This is a genomic window from Alteromonas sp. 07-89-2 (assembly GCF_013113925.1).
Taxonomy (GTDB): domain Bacteria; phylum Pseudomonadota; class Gammaproteobacteria; order Enterobacterales; family Alteromonadaceae; genus Alteromonas; species Alteromonas macleodii.
The window spans coordinates 76,228-92,516 of record NZ_VTYM01000004.1 but is presented as its reverse complement, the minus strand read 5'-3'; the positions used below and the strand labels follow the sequence as shown (position 1 = coordinate 92,516).

The 16,289-nt window shown below is 40.9% G+C and carries 12 protein-coding genes; 10 read left to right on the top strand and 2 right to left on the bottom strand.

Going from position 1 to position 16,289, the window contains the following annotated elements; genetic code table 11:
- The 5 genes from F0261_RS04265 (at position 1) to F0261_RS04245 (ending at position 7,662) form a co-directional block, all read left to right on the top strand.
- Positions 1-840 (top strand): PEP-CTERM/exosortase system-associated acyltransferase, encoded by an 840-nt coding sequence (locus F0261_RS04265; protein WP_069944637.1) that lies wholly within the window; start codon positions 1-3, stop codon positions 838-840.
- A 105-nt stretch (positions 841-945) separates the two neighbouring features.
- Positions 946-2,667 (top strand): FAD-binding protein, encoded by a 1,722-nt coding sequence (locus F0261_RS04260; protein WP_171337306.1) that lies wholly within the window; start codon positions 946-948, stop codon positions 2,665-2,667.
- 99 nt (positions 2,668-2,766) lie between these two features.
- Positions 2,767-3,729 (top strand): PEP-CTERM sorting domain-containing protein, encoded by a 963-nt coding sequence (locus F0261_RS04255; RefSeq protein WP_014979861.1) that lies wholly within the window; start codon positions 2,767-2,769, stop codon positions 3,727-3,729.
- 129 nt (positions 3,730-3,858) lie between these two features.
- Positions 3,859-6,546, top strand: a complete 2,688-nt coding sequence (locus F0261_RS04250) for a tetratricopeptide repeat protein (RefSeq protein ID WP_014979862.1) — start codon at positions 3,859-3,861, stop codon at positions 6,544-6,546.
- A 3-nt stretch (positions 6,547-6,549) separates the two neighbouring features.
- Positions 6,550-7,662, top strand: coding sequence for a GNAT family N-acetyltransferase (locus F0261_RS04245; RefSeq protein ID WP_014979863.1), 1,113 nt, complete (start codon positions 6,550-6,552; stop codon positions 7,660-7,662).
- Here the strand turns inward: F0261_RS04245 and F0261_RS04240 are convergent.
- On the bottom strand, positions 7,613-8,197 hold the full coding sequence (locus tag F0261_RS04240) for an acyltransferase (protein ID WP_171337305.1): 585 nt from the start codon (positions 8,195-8,197) through the stop codon (positions 7,613-7,615). The genes F0261_RS04245 and F0261_RS04240 overlap by 50 nt on opposite strands.
- Positions 8,194-9,405: a TIGR03087 family PEP-CTERM/XrtA system glycosyltransferase gene (locus tag F0261_RS04235; RefSeq protein ID WP_171337304.1), complete on the bottom strand. Its 1,212-nt coding sequence runs from the start codon at positions 9,403-9,405 to the stop codon at positions 8,194-8,196. Before F0261_RS04235 ends, F0261_RS04240 begins: the two co-directional genes overlap by 4 nt.
- Before the next feature lie 188 nt (positions 9,406-9,593).
- Here F0261_RS04235 and F0261_RS04230 point away from each other — a divergent pair, with 188 nt between their 5' ends.
- Genes F0261_RS04230 through F0261_RS04210 form a run of 5 tightly spaced genes read left to right on the top strand, consistent with a single transcriptional unit; the run spans position 9,594 to position 16,287 of the window.
- Entirely contained in the window at positions 9,594-12,131 is a 2,538-nt protein-coding gene (locus F0261_RS04230) for a hypothetical protein (RefSeq protein WP_171337303.1), read from the top strand.
- Positions 12,128-13,093: a glycosyltransferase family 2 protein gene (locus tag F0261_RS04225; RefSeq protein ID WP_171337302.1), complete on the top strand. Its 966-nt coding sequence runs from the start codon at positions 12,128-12,130 to the stop codon at positions 13,091-13,093. Before F0261_RS04230 ends, F0261_RS04225 begins: the two co-directional genes overlap by 4 nt.
- Positions 13,094-13,095: 2 nt before the next feature.
- Entirely contained in the window at positions 13,096-14,205 is a 1,110-nt protein-coding gene (locus tag F0261_RS04220; protein ID WP_171337301.1) for a glycosyltransferase, read from the top strand.
- Complete coding sequence (locus F0261_RS04215) at positions 14,198-15,214, top strand: polysaccharide deacetylase family protein (RefSeq protein WP_171337300.1); 1,017 nt, start codon at positions 14,198-14,200, stop codon at positions 15,212-15,214. The genes F0261_RS04220 and F0261_RS04215 overlap by 8 nt, the downstream gene beginning before the upstream one ends.
- The gene (locus F0261_RS04210) at positions 15,214-16,287 is read left to right on the top strand and encodes a GNAT family N-acetyltransferase (RefSeq protein ID WP_171337299.1); all 1,074 of its coding nucleotides are present in this window, start codon (positions 15,214-15,216) and stop codon (positions 16,285-16,287) included. Before F0261_RS04215 ends, F0261_RS04210 begins: the two co-directional genes overlap by 1 nt.
- The last annotated feature ends 2 nt before the right edge of the window (positions 16,288-16,289 follow it).

The window sequence follows — 16,289 nt, the reverse complement described above, 5'->3', positions numbered from 1 at the left end:
GTGGACCAAAGTTTAGTGGCTAATAAAACAATAATAGGACGCGTGAAGTCAATTGTCGGCCGGGACAGTAAATTGGGAAAGGCTCTTGGGGGGTTGGAAAAACTCCAAGAAGCCAAGTTTATCTCAAAACACTTTTCCGAGTTCTTAGAGCCAGTAGTTGCGCAGTCCGAAAATACACGTACTGAGAGCTTTAATATTAGACATAAAGTTTATTGTGAAGAGCTCGAGTTTGAACCACTCAAAAACAATTGTCTTGAAACTGACGAATTCGATAAATTCTCGAGCCCTTGTTTAATAAGACATAAAGGCTCAGGTCACTATGCTGGGACAGTACGTTTGGTTAGACCCCAGATAGAAAACCAACTTCTCCCTATTGAGAAATACTGCATTAATTCAATTACTCATGAAACTCTGAACCCACGTAACTTTGCACGGAAAGACATTTGCGAGATATCTCGACTCGCAGTTCCACTTGAGTTTCGGAAGCGTCAGATGGACCGGTTTTCTGGTGCTGCGACAGGTGTAATTAATGAACATACGTACTCTGAAAATGAATTAAGGTGTTTCCCCTTTATCGCAATCGGGCTTTACTTCTCTGCTGCTGCTTTAGTTATGCACAATAATATCAAACATACGTATGTTATGATGGAACCACGTCTTGCCCGAAGTATGAGGTTTGTGGGCATTCAGTTTGAGCAGGTTGGTCCCGTTATTGACTATCATGGTAGGCGTGCACCCTATTATATCAATCCATCGCTGCTCTACGCTAATTTAAGGCCTAGCTTTAAAATAATGTTGAAAAACATACAGCATCAAGTTGAGAAGTATCCTCGAGACTAGAGAAGCGTCTAAACACTCTAATTACTTTTGCCGAGCCTGGTGCTCTTTACCTAATACATTGCATTCCAGTCTTGCGATATTTTTCAGGCGCGTTAGGAACTATTTATGAGAACATTAGACTTTGGGTTTGAGCAGCTGAAAAACCTTCTACTAACTTCTGGCTTTCGGTCATCACAGATATTATTTGTCGACACTAACGATGCGTACATCACGTATCCAGAAAAAAATTCAGCTATATTGGTCGTTAAACCATACCCTTCCGAATCCGATGGCTCTTCGCGATATATGGAAATAATTAAGATAATAGAACTTGCAAAATGCAATGGATTTGCTGTTCACCCCTACAGTAGAGGCGCCAACTTAGGTTATGGAGGTAAAGAGCCCTACGCTTCAAATTGTATTGCCTTGGATTTAAGTGAGTTTAAAAGAATAAGTTACTACAAGAAATCAAGTGGACACATAACAGTAGAACCAGGAGTATCACAAGAAGCCATTAGTGAATTTTTAATAAAAAACGGTGATATCCATATACATGACACTACTGGAGCGCCAAAATTTGCAAGCGTCATCGGAAACTATCTTGAACGGGGTTTTGGTCATACTCCACTCGCTGAGCACGCTAAGAATATTCTGCATGCAGAAATTATCACTCCCAACAATAAAGAAGAAGCACCTACACATTTTGTGACATCAACCGATGGTACATCATTTGAAATTGACGGGAAAATAGCAACCAGAACCTATAGCATCGGCCCTGACCTGACAGGTCTCGTGATTCAAAATAATGTCTCAATTGTAACAAACCTTACAATTAAGCTTTTGAAAAAACCTGATTGTTTCGTTGCTTACTTCATACCATTCAAAGAAGAAGATATTGATCAAATGATTGATACTTGTGCAATTCTGAGAAAACAAAACACCATACACAGTGCTGCACACATTGGAAACAACATGAAGACACTCCAATTACTTGCTGTAGAATTTCCAAATCTAATTAAATCGTATGATTACGAAGAGTTAAACAAGTTGATCCGCAAATTCGGTTTAGATGATTGGACGCTTTCAGGAGGGATGTACGGAACCAAAAACCAAGTCAAAGCGCATATTAAAGATCTTAAGACCGCGATGAAAAAACTAGGTGTAAAACCTTTATTCATTGACAAAGAAAAGCTCAGCTTTATTAAGAAAACGCTGTCTATTACTCCTAAATATAATAGAGCTTTAGTTAAAAAACTAGTTTCCAGTAATAGTGGTATAGCCAGAAAAATAGGCGCTAAACTTGCTCTGAGAAAGAGCCTAATAGAATTATGTAAAATAAAACAAGGGACTCCTAGCAATGAATTTCTTCGAACCATTTATTGGAGAAACCTTCAAAAGTTAACAGATAACGTGCCCAATCCAAGTCAAGACAAAGTAGGTTTGCTATGGGGCGCGCCCTGCTCTGAAATATCGAGCAAAGATTTTAAATTAATTACTTCTATCATGAGTGAAACATGTAAGAAGTATAGTTTAGAAAGTCCAATCTCAGTAACCCTTATAAATGAAAGAACAATGGAGTGTGTATTATCTCTTTCATGGGATAGACAAAAAGAGAAGGAGGAAGAACAAGCTTTAGCTTGCTATCAAGAAATAATGCTTAAGTGTGCTTCCATGGGCTTCCTTCAGTATAGAATGTCTACGCTTTCCAATCACTTTCTCAATCGACAGCATCTACCGCTACCTTTTGAGCTCCCTGAACTTAAATCTTATTTTGATCCTTGTAATGTCATCTCTCCTTCAAAATATCAATTAGTGTCTAAAAATTTTACAACACGTAAACGCGAATGAAATAAAACCTATAAAATCAATCGCTTAAAAAATGGCACGTTGCATGCTTATGTTAACACGTATAACAGACCTACTGTTCAAAACAACGGAGCGTGGAAAATGAAATTTGCAACAACTATCAAATATGCAGCGATTGCGGGAGCTCTTGTTACAGCTTCGAATGCAACAGCTGGAGTATCAGCAACAGCTTATTTAGAATTAAATGATCTTCTTGTTCAAATCGATACTGACGGCGACTTGGTACCTGATCCAGTTAACCCTCTTGACTTTATTTCTATCCTTCCGGGTGGCACAAGGTCAACAAGCACGTTCGCTGATAACAATGGCGCTTCAGATTCAGACTTAGATTCAAAATCCTCTGCCACAGCTGATTCTGATGCAGACTTACTCTGCCTAGGTTCTTCTTGCGGAGTTTTAGGTCTTACCAACAATGGTCAGTCTGTTGATGGTGGCAATTTAGTTGCGAGTGACGCTTTTTACTATTCAGTGGCTGACGCTCAAGTTTCAGGCAGTGCGCTAGGTTCTGGTGCTAGCGGTTTTACATATGCGGATGCGGGCATTGCTGCTGGTAACGATGAAAGCGCGGGTGCCAATAGTAACATCGCAAACGATATCCTTACGCAATTTACACTCGATGCGTTGACAGATATTAATGTGCGATTTAGTGCTTTGATGGATTACTTAGTTGATGCATTTATCTCGCCGGATATCGCTAATGATAGTTTAAGAGCGGCTACAGCTACAGCTAAAGCGACATTTGGAATTCAACTTGCGAACCTTGTCACTGGAGATACAGTGTCTCTTACAGATGGCCCATCAGGCGTGACATTTAACGATATCGCAATTGATCAACCTGGTTTAGGCGACTTACTTGTTCGTTCAGGTAACGGCGAGACTTTCACATCAGGCTGGGCAAACGTTAGTGCTGGTACTTATCAGTTGACCATTACTCAATCATCAACGGTTCAGACCACGCTTGTACCTGCTCCTACTACGCTAGCGATGGCTGCATTCGGCTTGCTGGGCTTGGGCTTAACAGCTCGCCGTAGAAAGCAAAAGTAATCATTGTCTTTATAAGAAAAGCCGGATTTTAATCCGGCTTTTTTTTATACTATCTTAATACTTCTTGTCACTTATTAAAAAGCACGATACCTTTATCAAGGTAAACTCACGGACGTTAGAAGTTTTAAAATGCTAAAAAAAAATATTCAATTTGCTGCTCTCGCTCTATTAACTTGTATTGGATGCACACCAAAGGCTCACCAAGATTACATTCAAGAAACCAAAGTTGCACTTGAGAATGGGCAATCAAAAGAGGCTGAAGTATTAATTAAACAAGCGATGAGTGAGGAGCCAACATCTGAACTCAGGCTATTGCTTACAGAAGTTTACTTACTAAATGGCAATATAATTGGTGCCAAACAGCAACTCGAAAAAGTAGATATTGAAGCGCTAACCCCATCCGAACAGAGCAAAGCTGAGAGCTTAAACGCACATATAGCTATCCTTAGTTTTGATAGCAGTTTCCAAAGACTTATAGATAAAAACAGTACTTGTCGCGATTGTATGTTGGCAGAAGCGTGGTCTAGCGTCGCACTATCAAACTCTATAGATTTAGAAAGAATAGAAGGCGACACGGCCGTATTTAGCGTCTTTGAAGCATTTAATAGCAACACTCTTACAAGCTTAGATGTTTCACCACTAATTGACAATTCCACATCCGATATTGAGCTGCTTGTGATGGGCGATCTATTAAGGCGGTCGAATAATATTGACGGTATGATAACAGTTTATAATGCGTATAAGAAAAATAACCCTAACGTATTGAACATCAATTTGCCATTAGCTCAAGCTCTGCTAGTTAATAATGACTTTAAAAAAGCGAAAGAACTTGTAACCCCTGTTCTTGCGAGATTTTCTAAAAACCCAATGGCTAATTACCTTAATAGTTTAATTTTATTAAGCGAAAATAAACATGATGAAGCATATAGCGCCATATCTTTAGCTGATACCTACGGAATAGATATGCCTTCTGTTTCGTTAACGAAAGGGCTTTTAGAGTTCAATTCTCAAAATTATGAATCAGCATTAAGTAGCTTTGAAAAAGCAACAAATATGGCACCAAACAACGAATTGGCAAATACCATGCTTGTTGCTACCAAAATCAAACTGGGCATTACCGACGATGCACTAGAAACTCTAGCAACTCAAGAAAGCTTCTCAGAGCTGGATGTGTCTACCATTGGACAACTTATAGGCACAGAAAGCCATGCCAGAGAGTGGACTACGCTACAATCAAAGCTCGCTCAAAGCGAATCGCCTAGAGCAAGGGTGCTTAGCGGACTTATCGAGTTAGCACGTGAAGGGAGTTCTGAAACACTGAGTAAACCAGGCGACACTTCAGATAGCACTTATAATCTCATTCAAGTTGCGATGATGATGAACAAGGCTCAATTTGACGAAGCGCTAAAATATGTAAACAAGTGGCTGGAAAGAACAACTGACAAAGTAAAAGTCATGAACTATAAAGCAGCCATCCTTATTGCTAAAGGTGACAGAGATAGCGCAGCGTTAGTTTATCAAGACTCTTTGGAGCTTTTGCCTACAAATAGAGCTGCTCACATGTTCATGGCTCAGTCTGCTGCGAAGAACAAAGACTATGAGAGTGCACTGAATTCTCTTGATAAAATACTAGAAAATAATCTCAACGATGTCGTTGTGCTAAAGTTATACCTTGCTTTCCAAAAGCTTTCTAAAAATAAAGAATACGAATCGAAATTACATACCTATATTGATAAAGCTATTTCAGAATTTGACGACAATGTTCTTTTTAAATTGATGAAGGCGGGTATTTTCGCTACTCAAGGCGCAAATGAGCTTGCTCAAAGAACTCTAAACACTACAGATGCCGAAAAGGCAAAACTAATCAATCAATACTGGGAATTACAGTTCTACCTAGCGAGCCGTTCGAATAACGCCAATCAAGCAAGAGATATAGTCAAGGCATGGAATAAACAGTTCCCTGACAGCACACGCCCAAATATTGCATTTGCAACATACCTTGAGAACACAGGCCAATTAAAAGAAGCGATCTCAGTACTAGAACAAGTCCCGCACTCTCTTGACCGACCAAAAGAAAGCCTTGCGTTAGATGCAAAGCTAGTTTCCCTTTACATTCATCAAGGGAACTTATCTAAAGCGAAGTATAAAATCGGACAGATTGAGAAAAAGTCGAACGCTCCATCAGAGCTGTTAGATTACCTAAACGGTACCTACGCTATTAAGCAAAATAATTTGGATGAAGCGACATCATTACTCACAAGAGCTTATAACGAGTCAAGCAATTCTCATACGCTTAAATTACTTCATGCGCTAAACATAAGGCGTGGCAATGTCGACTATGGGGTTCTTAAAGCGCACCTTGAGCAACATCCTAACGACCTATCAATAAAAGCACTATTAGCTGAGTCATTAATAGGACATGACAACGCTCAGTCGATAGCTATTTTTGAAGACATCATTAGTAAAACAAGTGGTAACACTGATGTATTAAATAACTATGCATGGGTCCTTTACCTTGACGGTAAAAACGACAAAGCTTTTGAAATTGCAAAGCGAGTCGTTGAATTAAATGCATCAAACCAAGACTATTTAGATACGTTGTTTCGCATTTTAACTTCTTCAGAGCGTTATGATGAGATAACCCCGTTTTCAAATAATGTTAGTTCTAACGCTAATGCGCTTTTGTTAGCAAACGCACACATGCATCTTGACGAACAAACCCAAGCTCAGAAGGCTTTAGCGACTGTCGAAAAGTCGAGTTTGACTGAAGAAGATTTATCTTTGTACGAGCGTATTTCAAAAGACGTAAAAAATTAGTACATGGAAGAAACACAATGGCTAACAAATGTAACTTGGGAGCAACTCTCCACTGTCTTACATGAAGTAAACTGTGATAACTTTTCGCCGTTTTTGAGTGAGGGTTTTCTCAAAGCATGGTTTTCCCAAAAGACATTTCCGGTTCATATGTTTTTGCTCTACGAACAAAGTACTGTGAGTCACTTTGCGTTAATCGGTGAGAGCTTTAAAAAGAAATATGGGCTGACTTTTAAGTTAGCCCATATAAACCAAACTGGTTGTCCTGATAACGACCAAGTGTGGATAGAGTACAACACGTCACTTGGCTTACCTGAAAATCAAAACCGTTTCTTTGATTTACTCTTAAAAGAACTAAAAAGCCAAAATTTCGATATTCTTAATGTTTCAATGACATGTGAATTTCTTTTTCCCAAAAAATACTTGAACGACTTACGCATTGACGCTCATATTTCATATGGTTTTCGTCGTTCTCTTTCACCAGAACTTACTATAGAGCAGCTAATCTCTCGCCTTTCAGCTAATAGTAGAAGCAAGTTAAGAAGGAGTATAAAAGAAGTACATCTTCGCTTTGGTCCAATTAAAGTGACAATTGCTGAATGTTTAGAACAAAAACTCTTATTTCTAGAGCAATTAGAAATACTTCACATAAAGCGGTGGGGAGACTCTACCTTTGGGAGCGGATTTGAAAATAAGGTCTTCAAAGGCACGCTTAAGAACTTTTTGATAAGTAATGGCAAGCTTTGTGAAATAGCAAAAGTTACAGCAGGAGATGCTTTGCTAGGGTATACACTCAACTTCGTACAAAAAGACGCGGTCTTTTTTTACTGCTCTGGAGTAAACCTTGAGTTTGCATCTAAGCATATTAAGCCTGGTTATATTCTGCATCTTGCTTTAATGGAGTATTATGCTCAACAAGGGTTAAGTTGGTACGATTTTATGGGAGGAGCAAGTCAATACAAACAAACTTTGTCCAATGACACTGTTGTATTTCACTCGTTACAAATTCCAACGATGACATTCAAAGGTGTTCTCACACGATTGAGAAATTATTTGGCAAATACAGCAGTTACTCTCGCAAAGCACGCAGGACCTTCGCAGGGTTCCCACCTACTATAACCCCCGCAGGCACATCATCAATAACTACAGAACCTGCTGCGACCACACTTCCTTTGCCAATATTGGCCATAACCAGTGCACCGTTGCCCAACCAACAGTTCTCTCCTACAGAGACTTTGGTGAAAACGCCGCCCTGATCTTTTATCGGCTTTTCTGGGTCAGAGAAATTGTGTTGTCCTTTGCCACTCATAATGTGCACACCGCTTCCCAACAAAGTATTTTTCCCAATAGCGCATTTGCCAATGTTACATTGCGGCCCTATGTACACCCCCTCGTCAATCTCAGTATCTTGTTGTGAAAACAACGTGGCGAAACCGATGAGAACGTTTGGTGCACACGAGGTCATGACAAACCGATAAAAGCCCGAACGTAAATAACACCCTAGTTTACCGGGTATAAGCGATAGCAGCTGGCTAAAAGACGAAAGCAGCGAGTCTTTGTTTACCACAATAGACAGCATTAAATACAAAAGCGTGAAAGGAAACATTACAAGTGCACAAAGGGCAAAAAAACTCTTCTTAATTATTGATTTCATATTCTTGCCATTGCCACCATCAACGGGCTCAATTGTTGTTCCCAGCTATATTCGCTAACTATTGCTTGGTAGCTACGTTGTGCTTTATGTTGTGATAGCTCAAAGTTTTCAATACTCTCAACGCATGCAGCTACAAAGCTGTCTACATCATCTACTATCCACATGTTGTCAGCATTGGCAAACGAGATCCCTTCAGCTCCCATAGACGTGGTTATTATCGGTAGTCTACATGCCGCCGCTTGAAGGACTTTGTTCTGCACGCCCCTTGCCAACCTAAATGGCGCAACAAACGCATGAGCTTGGTGAAAATAAGGCAATATATCATCGACAAAGCCCGTGACATCTATACCATCGCGGCCTGACAACGCTTTTATTTCTTCAACAGGGTTCATACCACCCACAGTAAACTTTGCATTCGGCGCTTTTTCTCGAATGAGTGGCCAACAGTTTTTAACAAACCAAAGTACCGCGTCTACGTTTGGCTTGTAGTCCATCACGCCCGTGAACAAGAAATGCGGTGCAGTGCTTATTGCTACCGCGCAAGGCTGGGCTTTCGCTGGATAAAACGCATCGAAGTCTAATCCATTTCCAAGTACGGTTATCGCTTTCGATGAGTCTACTGAAGAATTAAATAGCTGCGCCTCTTCCTTTGCAATCAAAAAGCACTCATCAAACCGTTGGTTTGTTTTAGCCTCAAGCTTTTTTATACCCTTGCTTTCACGCTGGTATACGCAGCGCATTAATAAGGAAGAAGAATCTGCGTATTGCGCCCACTTATCTGAATCAACGTCCATAAAGTCCATAAACAAGCGACAATGGGTAGTGTTGTAATAAGGCGAGTTGAAGATGTAATAGCTTAAACTCGACGCGGTTAACAGCAGCGCATCCTCACCCTCTTTCAGCTTTTCATCAATAACATGTTGAAGTGTTTTTGAGTAAAACGCTCCAACACTTATGGGCAAACCTTGCAGTAAGGCCGAAGCATAACGCGTGAATTTACTACCTAACTGGTAAGAGTTAACCGAAATTCCAAGATGCTTGGCTAACGCTTCGGCATTTTTCTTATCTTCTGCAGTTTCTATGAGAGAAAAAACTTCGACTTCGTACCCTAAGCGATTTAGAAATTCAATTTGATGATATGTTCTAAGTTTTTCGCCCTTATTTGGGGGATACGGTACTCGTTGCGACAACACGCAAACTTTCGACATCAGCGCCTTCCAAGCTATCTTTAGTATTTTTATTTGTCCTATTATCATACTACTTCGAAGCAAATATAAGGTCAAAGTAACAAATTAGTGATGAAGGCTACACAAGTGGCAATTCCATTGGCATACTAGAGTCATTATGCATATGTTCATCAAGAACATTGCTCACGGAAGAAATAAAGAAAGCAGTAATGACACAAACGGTTGGAACTATCCAGATTGCCTCTTTAGCCAAAGAGACGTGCGGACATTTTAAAACAGGAATACCTTGCCCTAAGGGAATGTGGCCCGCCGTCACTCAATTTCGGCTTGCCGCAAACGGAATACTACTAACTGATGCTTTTATCAAAACCTCGCAGCTATGGCCAGATGGTTCAATAAAGTGGTTATTATGTGAAGGTTTGATTGATTTACAGCGCCATTCGGTAAGCGATGAAATAGTTCTGACGTTAGAAGCGGTGGAGAGCGACTCACCATCGAACAAGCTTGTTTCACCTGTAAACAATAACGATGAGGCGCTTTCACTGTCTCTGGGCAGTGGCAAAACATTCACAATTAACAAAGCCAAGCCTTTTCAGTTTGTAACCAACAAGCACTTATCCAGCTCTTTCGATATTGTTGATATTATTCCTCAATCGATAACCCCTATTGCATTCTCTTATGCTCTTCATTGCAATAACAACGAATACAGCGCATTAACCGTTGAACAAAAATACGAGATTAGGCTTGGCAGCGATAAAAAGCTGATTGTTGAAACAGAAGCGTCAATCTTCCTTAGTACCGGAACGGTTTGTGCTCATTTGACAATGCGAAACCCAAGCGCAGCGTCACACCCAAATGGGAAGTGGGACTTGGGAGACCCAAACAGTATTTATTTAAAAGAATGCTGTATCTCGTTTAAAGGTAAATCGCTAGAGTCTACGCTGACGCTAAATTCTGATGTCTTTAGTTCATCTGAACATGAAGAGCTGACACTTCATCAGGCTTCCAGTGGTTTTGAAAACTGGCAAAGTCCAGTTCATGTAAATCAAGACAACGTTAACTCGCTTCCGTTTCGCGGTTTTAAACTTTACCAACAAGACCACTTATTGCTTTCGGGTGACCAAGCAAAACCGCAAATTAAGATTTCAAACAGCGGTAGCACTTTTAGTATTCATGTTGATAAGTTTTGGCAAAATTTTCCTTCTTCAGCACATTTAACAGCAGACAGTTTAAGCGTTAGCTTGTTAGGTTCAAGGCATAGTGAATGTACTGAACTTCAGCCTGGTGAACAAAAAACACGATGCATTTCAATCGCACCTTTTGACATACAATCGCTGCAGGTAGTCATTGATAGCGCTTGGTTAAAAAACGCATCTGTTTTGCCTTTTCTCCCTTCTAAATCATGTGAGTTTGACTCACTTATAAAAAATGGCATTGAAGGTTCGTCTTCTTTTTATCAAAAGCGGCTCGATATCGACGAATTTGGCTGGCGACATTTTGGTGAGTTGTATGCGGATCACGAAAAGGCACTCGCACCTGACGAGCCCTTTTTCGTGTCACATTACAACAATCAATACGACCCTATATTTGGAATGCTGATGCAGTGGTTGTTAAGCGGCAATCCTCGTTGGTTTGAACTAGCCGATGATCTTGCCAAGCACGTTGCAGATATTGATGTTTATCACACCCGTGACGATAAGCCCGAGTATAGCGGCGGATTGTTTTGGCATACCGACCATTATGTTCAGGCATATACCGCTTCACATAGAACGTACTCTAAACACCAGCCGTCTGGTGTTTACGATGATCATGCTGGAGGCGGCGGTCCGGGTGGGCAACATTGTTATACCAATGGTCTCACTTTGCATCATTTGCTTACTGGCTACACACCGTCTCGAGACGCCGCATTATCCATAACGCAATGGGTAACCAATTATTATGAAGGCGACGGTACGTTTGTAGGCGCCCTGCTTGCGTTTAAAAATAGCGATATTCCTGGTGTTAAAAATATAAAAACAGGAAAGTATCCTCTAGACAGAGGTACTGGTAACTACCTGCAAGCAAGGCTAGATAGATACGAACTACAAGGTTGTGATAGTGACATTGAAGCCGCGTCCTATATTATAGCGAATACGGTCTCTCCCACCGATGACTTCGACCAATTGCAATTGGATAATGTCGAAGCAACGTGGTTTTATACTGTATTCCTACAAGCAGTTTGCCGATTTATATCACTTAAAGAACAGCGCTGTGAATATGACTCGAGCTATCAATACGCAGTAGACTCACTTACTCACTATGCCAATTGGATGGCAGTGAACGAATATGCTTATCTGGACAAGCCTGACATTCTTGAGTTTCCGAATCAAACGTGGAGTGGGCAAGACCTAAGAAAACTATGCGTACTGCATTTTGCATCTAACTATTTAACTGAAGCCCAACGTACACTTGCTGAGCAAAAAGCCGAGCAACTAGCAGATACAATTTTTCAACGCCTTAGTACGAGTACAGAAACGAGTACCACGCGCGTACTTTGTTTAATGATGCAAAACGGTCATTACTCCGGTTTTAAGCAGGCTGCCCGCCCTCTTTCATCGACTTCTACACAAAAAGGTCAGGCCTTGAAAGAAAAATCCAATTCATTGAGTTTTCTTTTGTCCAACCTTATTGATTTATCTCCGTCAAGAGAGAGAAAACAGCTAGTGAAACGTTTTCCACAACTTCAAAAATGGTTAGGTAAACCATGAGTATTAATACGTCTTTTATCATTCCGCATAAGGGGCGTGAAGACATGCTCATTGAAACACTAACAAGTATTGCGGGCCTAACAACACCGAAAGAACAATACGAAGTTGTTTTGGTAAGTCAGAATAAAGAAATTTCAAATACGCTCAGCGCATTTATCGAAACAGTAAATTTGCGAGTTGTATATAACGATGAGAATAACACGATTTCACATTCTAGGAATCTGGGCGCCGGCTTGGCGACAGGTGAATACTTGGCATTTTTAGACGCAGATGTTGCACTTGCTTCGAATTGGCTAGACGTGATGATTGATACTCTCAAAACGCGAGACAATACGGCTCTAGTCGCCGCCATGCAGGTGAACAGCCCTAACGCGCCGCCTTTAGAGAGAATAAGAACGGCGTTAAGCAATGCTGAACTTGATGTGCCTGTCAGTTTTCTGCCTGGCCGCAACTTATTTCTTTTAAAGGAAACATTTGAAGCGGCAGGTAAGTTTCCTGAACACCTTCTTACTTGTGAAGATTATTTCTTTACCGATAAGGTTAATAAATTAGGTGAGTTGTTTTACACCTCACAAACCCAGTATATTCACATTGGCGAAGACAAAGCTTACGCACCGATGTATAAAAAAGAAATATGGCGCGGCCAGTCCAATATTGCATCTTTAAAAGGAAGGCGCATTCCGCTGAGAGAATGGCCAAGTTTTGTTGTTCCTTTTGCATTTACAGGTGGTCTTTTACTGGCTTTTCTCGCGATAATATTCTCGCAACCTATTGTCGCTATAGTTATGTTAGTAGGCGCTTTACTGCCTTTTGCAGCGTACACGTGGCGACTAAAAAGGCTTGTTAAGCAGCAAGTAACTTGGTGGCATTGTTCACTTTTTTATCTGCTTTATTTTCCGGCTAGAGCACTTGGAACATTAATAGGAGTACGCGGCGCTGTTAGTACCAGCTCGCATAAATAACAATGAAAGTTTTACAGTTTATTTGTTCAACAGGTTTTTACGGTGCAGAAAGATGGGTGTTAGCGTTATCAAAGCATTTACCAGATAGTGTTTCGAGTGAACTTGTTGTTACCTTAGAGCCGGGTACAGAAGAGCTAGAGCTAGTAAAACAGTTCAAAGCGATAGGAAAAACTCACCACATTCCTATGCAGGGTCGTTTTGACCTGCGTGCCGTTTCGAAATTGGCGGATTTAATTCAAGAACAAGATATCGATATTATCCATACTCACGGCTATAAGTCAGATATTTTGGGCGTAATGGCGGCTAGAAAAGCAGGTATTCCGTGTGTAGTAACACCCCACGGCTTTGAAAATGCTGCCGACTTGAAACTCCGTCTCTTTATTTGGTTAGGATGTCAGTCGATGCGCTTTGCCGACAAAGTTGTTCCACTTTCTAAGCAACTAATGAGTGATGTGGAGAAGTTTAATATATCGCCTGACAAGCTTGAGTATATCCAAAATGGCGTAGACTTGTCTGAAGTTGAAGCCGTTAGACAAACAAAAACAGACAAGCCAAAAGAAAAGAAGACCATTGGCTTTGTGGGCCAAATGATCAGCCGGAAAAATATAAAAGCCATTTTAGACTGCTTCGAGTCTTTATATAAAAAGCGTCAAGATATTGAATTAGTACTGCTGGGTGACGGCGAAGACCGCCCCAGCTTAGAGGCGTATTCAAAAACACTGGCTAGTGCTAGCGACATTCATTTTTTAGGCTTTAGAAATGACAGGCTACAGCTGCTGCGCGACTTTGACTTGTTCGTAATGACGTCGACGCTTGAAGGCATTCCTCGCTGCTTAATGGAAGCATGCGCCATGGAAATCCCGGTATCTGCTTATGATATTGCGGGTATCGATCAGTTAATTACACACAACGAATCAGGTTTATTGGCCCCGCTTCATGACATCAACCAGCTTGAGAAAGATTGGGAGAAGTTGCTAGATGACAAAGCGCTCGCCTCTTTACTAGCTCAAAACTCAAAGCTGTTTGTAGAAGCCAATTTCTCTGCCAAACGAATGGCCGATGAATACTTTGAATTATTCAAAGACATGCTGAAAGAGAAAGTAAATGCATAAACAGGACGTGCTATTTGTTTTAACGATTGATACTGAAGAAGAATGGCAGTGGGACGAAGAGTTCCCGCAGCATAACTGTTCAGTTAAAAACGTTGAAAAGATTCCTGCATTTCAAACTTTTTGTGAAAACCTTGGTATACGCCCTACTTATTTTGTTGATTACGCCGTTGCAAGCAATAAGGTTGGCAGTCAAACTCTGCGAACGTTTGCTAAGTCTAACAGCGCGGAAATTGGAGCACATCTACACCCTTGGTGTAACCCTCCCTATTTCGGTAAGACAACCGAAGCGGAATCTCACGTAATAAACCTTCCTTTAGAGCAAGTAGAGCAAAAACTCGATGCATTAAACGCCCTTTTACACGACGAAATAGGCGTTCGCCCACAGTCCTTTAGAAGCGGGCGATGGGGCGTAAGTGCCAAAATGCTTAGATTACTTGCATCAAGAGGCTATGTCGTAGATTCAAGCGTTTATCCTTTTTACAGGAACGACTATTTTAGCTGCCTAGGTGCACCAGAATCGCCTTATTGGCCTTCGTTTGACAACGCATTGGCTCCTGGAGAGCAGCGTCAACTGCTTGAGATCCCTGTTACCGCAGGGTTTAATATTCAAAACTTCTCTCTTGGTGAACGCATTCACAATCGACTATCTAAACCGCCCTTTAATTGGGTTAAATCTGTCGGTCTGCTTTGGCACAGTAAACTTTTAAGAAAGATTTATTTGAGTCCAGAGCTTACCGAAATCGAAGACATGCTTGCGTTAGTCGATCAAAGTATTCAGAAAAAACAACCCATTATTCATATGTACTTACACAGCTCTAGTTTAATCGACGGAGCAACGGGCCTTTTAGACGGGCCAAATGCATTTGAAACAATATGCCAGCGCATTGAGGTTGTTACGCAACACTTAGCGAAAAATGCCAATGTTAAATTTTGTACTATCTCAGAAGCCAAGGTGCATTTAAGTAACCGCAGCGCTTCAAGCGGTGTTATTAAAGGTGAGCAAAATTAATGACGGCACAACAAAATACAAAGTTACGAATAGCGTCAGCCAGCGACAAACCTTTGTGGGATGCCTATGTATCACAACACAAAAATGCTTCCGCTTATCACAAGTTTGCGTGGCTTGAAGCGGTAAAGGCCGCTTACGGTCATTCAATGCTTGGCGTTATTGCCACATGTGCTAATACGGGGCAAGTTGTTGGTGTTTTCCCTGCTGTTTTAATGAATATACCTTTACTGGGCAAACAAATATGTTCTTTACCTTATTGCGATGTAGGCTATGGCTTAGCCGACAACGACAAGGTGTTAAATGACATGCATGCGCTTCTTGTTGCGCAGATGCGAAACGTAACAGGAAAAAAATTGGAAATTAGAGGTATAGAAAAATCACCTTTAGACAAAATCCAGTTTGAGAACAAAAAAGTCCGTATGCTTTTGCCACTGCCTGAGTCAAGTGAAATACTGTTATCAAGTTTCAAATCTAAATTACGCAGCCAAATAAGGAAGGCGGAAAAAAATGGGCTTACCTTTAAGTTAGGCACATCGAACGTACTAGTAAGTGATTTCTACAACGTATATGCTCAAAACATGAGAGATCTCGGTTCTCCTGTTCACGCTGAAAAATGGTTTAAGGCAATTATAAAAAGTTACGGCCAAAGTAGTTTAATTAGCGTGGTTTATCACGATGGCCAGCCTATTGGTGGTGGCGTTATCATAAAATCGGGTGACAACGCTTCTATTCCATGGGCCTCGACACTTCGTGACTTCAATCGCCTTGCTCCTAATATGTTGTTGTATTGGTCTTTGCTTTCCCATTGCGCCGACAATGGCGTGAAAGTTTTTGACTTTGGCCGCTCAACCTTTGAAGAAGGTACATATAAATTTAAAAAACAATGGGGCGCAGAACCTCAACTGCTTAACTGGCAGAGTTTTGATAAAAATAATGAGTTGATAGACGCTAAAAGCGACGCTGAGTCAGGCTCAAGCAGGGTAAGAGAAATAGCCGAAAACATTTGGCGTGAGCTTCCCTTAAAATTTACCATAGTAACTGGGTCAATTCTTCGACCTTATATCAGTTTGTAGGG

Excerpts from the sequence above, each read along its gene's own strand:
- F0261_RS04210 (WP_171337299.1), top strand. The coding sequence starts at position 15,214 with ATGACGGCACAACAAAATACAAAGTTACGAATAGCGTCAGCCAGCGAC.
- F0261_RS04260 (WP_171337306.1), top strand. The coding sequence starts at position 946 with ATGAGAACATTAGACTTTGGGTTTGAGCAGCTGAAAAACCTTCTACTA.
- F0261_RS04240 (WP_171337305.1), bottom strand. The coding sequence starts at position 8,197 with ATGAAATCAATAATTAAGAAGAGTTTTTTTGCCCTTTGTGCACTTGTA.
- F0261_RS04220 (WP_171337301.1), top strand. The coding sequence starts at position 13,096 with ATGAAAGTTTTACAGTTTATTTGTTCAACAGGTTTTTACGGTGCAGAA.
- F0261_RS04245 (WP_014979863.1), top strand. The coding sequence starts at position 6,550 with ATGGAAGAAACACAATGGCTAACAAATGTAACTTGGGAGCAACTCTCC.
- F0261_RS04230 (WP_171337303.1), top strand. The coding sequence starts at position 9,594 with ATGACACAAACGGTTGGAACTATCCAGATTGCCTCTTTAGCCAAAGAG.
- F0261_RS04255 (WP_014979861.1), top strand. The coding sequence starts at position 2,767 with ATGAAATTTGCAACAACTATCAAATATGCAGCGATTGCGGGAGCTCTT.
- F0261_RS04250 (WP_014979862.1), top strand. The coding sequence starts at position 3,859 with ATGCTAAAAAAAAATATTCAATTTGCTGCTCTCGCTCTATTAACTTGT.
- F0261_RS04235 (WP_171337304.1), bottom strand. The coding sequence starts at position 9,405 with ATGTCGAAAGTTTGCGTGTTGTCGCAACGAGTACCGTATCCCCCAAAT.
- F0261_RS04225 (WP_171337302.1), top strand. The coding sequence starts at position 12,128 with ATGAGTATTAATACGTCTTTTATCATTCCGCATAAGGGGCGTGAAGAC.
- F0261_RS04215 (WP_171337300.1), top strand. The coding sequence starts at position 14,198 with ATGCATAAACAGGACGTGCTATTTGTTTTAACGATTGATACTGAAGAA.